The sequence below is a fragment of the Bradyrhizobium sp. genome (assembly GCF_019242285.1).
In the GTDB taxonomy this organism is placed as follows: domain Bacteria; phylum Pseudomonadota; class Alphaproteobacteria; order Rhizobiales; family Xanthobacteraceae; genus Bradyrhizobium.
On sequence record NZ_JAFAVV010000662.1, the window covers coordinates 1 to 4,444 of the forward strand.

Annotated in this window: 4 protein-coding genes; all 4 read left to right on the forward strand. The window is 64.9% G+C overall.

Annotation, left to right across the window (positions count from 1 at the left end; translation table 11 throughout):
- On the forward strand, positions 1–448 hold a 448-nt coding region (gene eutB, locus JOY90_RS26650), incomplete at its 5' end, for an ethanolamine ammonia-lyase subunit EutB (RefSeq protein ID WP_291694089.1).
- Positions 449–547: 99 nt separating this feature from the next.
- Positions 548–2,134 (forward strand): B12-binding domain-containing radical SAM protein, encoded by a 1,587-nt coding sequence (locus JOY90_RS26655; RefSeq protein ID WP_291694090.1) that lies wholly within the window; start codon positions 548–550, stop codon positions 2,132–2,134.
- A gap of 13 nt (positions 2,135–2,147) precedes the next feature.
- Complete coding sequence (eutC, locus tag JOY90_RS26660; protein ID WP_291694091.1) at positions 2,148–2,918, forward strand: ethanolamine ammonia-lyase subunit EutC; 771 nt, start codon at positions 2,148–2,150, stop codon at positions 2,916–2,918.
- A gap of 242 nt (positions 2,919–3,160) precedes the next feature.
- On the forward strand, positions 3,161–4,444 hold a 1,284-nt coding region (locus JOY90_RS26665; protein ID WP_291694092.1), incomplete at its 3' end, for an MMPL family transporter.

Sequence of the window (4,444 nt, forward strand, 5' to 3'; positions counted from 1 at the left end):
GGTCGGCTTCATCGGCCCGGAATATCTCTATGACGGCAAGGAGATCATCCGCGCCGGGCTCGAGGATCATTTCTGCGGCAAGCTGCTCGGCCTGCCGCTCGGCGTCGACGTCTGCTACACCAATCACGCCGAGGCCGATCAGGACGACATGGACAACCTGTTGACGCTGCTGGCGGCTGCCGGTGTCAACTTCGTGATGGGCGTGCCGGGCGCCGATGACGTGATGTTGAACTACCAGTCGACCTCGTTTCACGACGCGCTCTATGTCCGCGAGGTGTTCGGTCTGAAGCGCGCGCCGGAGTTCGACGACTGGCTGGTTCGGGCGGGCCTTGCCGACGCCGGCTTCCGCCTGGCCGGTGACGCGGGGCTGCTGCCCGGTTTTGCCTCGCAACTTATCGAGCAGGACGCGCTTATCAATCGAACCGGTTCCGCCGCACTCACGTCATAGAGCTGCGTGCGCGCCCGCAATGTTGAGGAAATCGTAAATCAGCCTTATGCTGCACGCTTATCGTCTCCCGGTTTTCGCGAAAGTCTCAGGGGAAATCCGATGAGAGCTGAGGGCATCGAGGCGGCTCGCCGCATTCTCTGCGTCTTTCCTCGCTATACGTCCGCGTTCGGAACGTTCGAGTATGCCTATCCCCTGACCGATGGGGTGAAGGCGTTCATGCCGCCGCAGGGCCTGCTCCTGATCGCGGCCTATCTGCCCGAGAGCTGGCCGGTCCGCTTCATCGACGAGAACATCCGCCCGGCGAGCGCGGAGGATTTCGAATGGGCGGAAGCCGTCTTCGTCAGCGGCATGCACATCCAGCGCCAGCAGATGAACGACATCTGCCATCGGGCGCATGCCTTCGATCTTCCGGTGGCGCTCGGCGGCCCGTCGGTCAGCGCCTGCCCGGACTATTATCCCTCGTTCGACTATCTGCATGTCGGCGAGCTCGGCGATGCCACCAACGAGTTGATCGCGCGGCTCGCTTGCGACGTGACGCGTCCCGCGCAGCAGGTCGTGCTGAAGACGGTCGATCGCGTGGCGATGAGCGAGTTTCCGGTCCCGGCCTATGAGCTGGCCGAGACCCGCCGCTATTTCCTCGGCAGCATCCAGTATTCGAGCGGCTGCCCCTATCAATGCGAATTCTGCGACATCCCCGGGCTGTACGGCCGCAACCCGCGGATCAAGACGCCGCAGCAGATCATCGCCGAGCTCGAGAAGCTGCGCGAATGCGGCATGACCGATACCGTCTATTTCGTCGACGACAACTTCATCGGCAACCGCAAGGCGGCGCTGGACCTGCTGCCGCATCTGGTCGAGTGGCAGAAGAGGACCGGCTACATCACCCGGCTCGCCTGCGAGGCGACGCTCAACATCGCCAAGCGTCCCGAGATCCTGGCGAAGATGCGCGAGGCCTATTTCGTCACGATCTTCTGCGGCATCGAGACGCCCGATCCCGACGCGCTGAAGGCGATGCAGAAGGACCACAACATGATGGTCCCGATCCTGGAAGGGGTTCGGACCATCAACGCCTACGGGATGGAGGTCGTGTCCGGCATCATCATGGGGCTCGACACCGACAAGCCGGAGACCGGCGAGGCGCTGCAGGCCTTCGTCGAGGAGTCCAGAATTCCGCTGTTGACGATCAACCTGTTGCAGGCGCTGCCGAAGACGCCGCTGTGGGATCGGCTGGAACGCGAGAACCGCCTGGTGCACGACGAGGGCAGGGACTCCAACGTCGAATTCCTCCTGCCCTATGACGATGTCGTCAGCTCGTGGAAGAGATGCATGGAGGTCGCCTACGAGCCCGAGAAGCTGCTCGCGCGCTACGAATATCAGTGCAGCTACACCTATGCCAATCGCCTCAAGGTGCCCCTCAGCCCGGAGAAGAAGAGCTGGGCCAACATCAGGCGCGGCCTGATCATGCTGCGCAACCTGTTCTGGCAGGTCGGGGTGCGCGGCAATTATCGGCGCAGCTTCTGGAAATTCGCGTGGTCGCGGCTGTCGAAGGGTGACATCGAAGGCTTCATCGGGTCGGCGGTGATCGCCCATCACCTGATCATGTTCGCGCGCGCGGCCTCCAGCGGCCGGCAGAACGCCTCCAACTATTCGCTCAGGCTGCGCGAGGCGGCCGTGCCCGCCGAGTGACGCGAGACTGGAGATGGAGCCTCCCCCGCCGCGCCCCCGCTCGATCGCCGATCTCAAGGAGCTGACGCCGGCGCGGGTGGCGCTCGGCCGGTCGGGGGCGAGCCTGCCGACGGAAGCGCTGCTCGGCTTCACCCTTGACCATGCGCGGGCGCGCGACGCGGTGCATGCGCCGTTCGATGCGTCTTCGCTGGTCACAGCGCTCGGCGGCCTCGGGCTTCGCGCGATGCGGGTGGCGAGCCAGGCGGTCGAGCGGCAGCTCTATCTCCGCCGTCCCGATCTGGGCCGCCGCCTCGATCCGGCCTCGGCGGCGCTTCTGGCCGGCGAAAAAAATACCGATCCCCTGATCGTCGTGATCGGCGACGGGCTGTCGCCGAAGGCGGTGCACGCCCACGCCGCCGAGGTGATGCGCCACCTGATGCCGCGATTGGCCGCGGAAGGGATCGGCGTCGGCGTGGTCGTCGTCGCCTCCGGCGCGCGGGTGGCGCTGGGTGATGAAATCGGCGCCATGCTCGGCGCGCGGATGGCGGTGATGTTGATCGGCGAGCGGCCGGGGCTGTCGGCTCCCGACAGCCTCGGGGCCTATCTCACCTTCGCGCCCCGGATCGGCTGCACCGACGCCGAGCGCAATTGCGTCTCCAACATTCACCGCGAGGGCCTGACTTGCGACGAGGCGGCCTTCAAGATCGCGTGGCTGGCAGGTGAAGGATTGCGGCGCGAGGTGACGGGCGTCGCACTGAAGGACGAAAGCGGCGAGAAAACGCCGCCCCGGATCGGCGGCGCGTAGACAGGCGTGACAAATCCACCACTACCGCCGCAAAACCGCCCCATGGACGCGGATTTGTAACGGGAGCCGTGCTTGCTACGTGCAGGTCAGACCTGCTAAACCGGCGCCCGCAATTTTCCGTATGTTTTCAAGGGCTAGCGCGGCGTGGACAAAGGCAGCGCGGCGCAGGTGGCCGGTCGGGCCGGAAATCCACGCCCTACGAAACGACGCGACCAAGCCGACGCATAAGAACTGGACAAGGCATGCTCGAAAGAACGCGCGACAACGAAATCCATGTCGAGAAGGTCGAGGCACCGCCCGCCAGGAGCATCGCCTTTGGCGTGGAGCGGCTCGGCCTGATCCCGATGAAGGCGCCGATCCTGTCCTGCATCGTCCTCGTGGCGCTGATGGTCGGCGCGGTCTTCGGCATCCAGCGCATCAAGATCGACGACAGCCTGAGCCAACTGTTCCGCTCGGACAGCAAGGAATTCCACCAATACGAGGAAGTCACCAAGAAGTTTCCCGCCGAGGAGTTCGACGTGCTCGCCGTGGTCGAGGGCAAGACCCTGCTCGAGCGCGGCAACCTCGAGAAGCTGCGCGATTTCGTCACCGACGTGCAGCTCGTCGACGGCGTCCGCGGAATCGTGTCGCTGTTCTCGGCGCGGCAGGCGCCGGCGCCCGGCAAGCTGCCGGCGGCGCTGTTCCCCTCCGAGCTGCCGCAGGGCGCCGACTACGACAAGTTCATCGAGACCGTTAAATCCAACGAGATCATCCGCGGCAAGCTGTTGTCGGAGGACGGCACGCTCGCGCTGATCGTGCTGTCGCTCGAGCCCAAGGTGGTCGCCAGCAACGACCTCAGCAAGACCGTTGGCGACATCAGAAAGGCGATGAAGGACGATCTCGGCGACACCGGGCTGTCAGCCGAACTGTCCGGCGTTCCCGTGATGCAGCTCGAGATCCGCAACGCGGTCGAGCGCGACGGGCTGACCTACAACGTCCTCGGCATCCTCGCAGGCTGCATCATCGCGATCATCTTCTTCCGCAAGATCTCGTTCATGGTGGCGGCGGCGTTCCCGCCGATGATCGCGATCCTGCTCGCGCTCGGTGTGCTCGGCTGGGCGAATTTCAACCTCAACATGTTCCTGAACGTGATGACGCCGCTGATCATGGTGATCAGCTTCTCGGACTCGATGCAGCTCACCTTCGCCGCGCGCGACCGGCTGATCGCGGGCCAGGACAAGGTCACGGCCTTCAGGAACGCCGTGCTGGTGGTCGGCCCGGCCTGCGTGCTGACCCACGGCACCGCCGGCATTTCCTTCATCGCGCTGCAATTCTCCAATTCCGACCTGATCCGCAAGTTCGGCGAGGCGGGGCTTGCCGCGACGATCATCGCGCTGGTCGCGGTGCTGTCGCTGGTGCCGGTGTTCGGCGTGCTGTTCGTCCGCAACGAGAAGATCTTCGCGGTCAAGTTCCAGAGCGCGGATGCCGGTGTGCAGGCGCTGCGCAATTTCTGCTACTGGATCGCGGTGCGCATGGTGAGCCGGCCC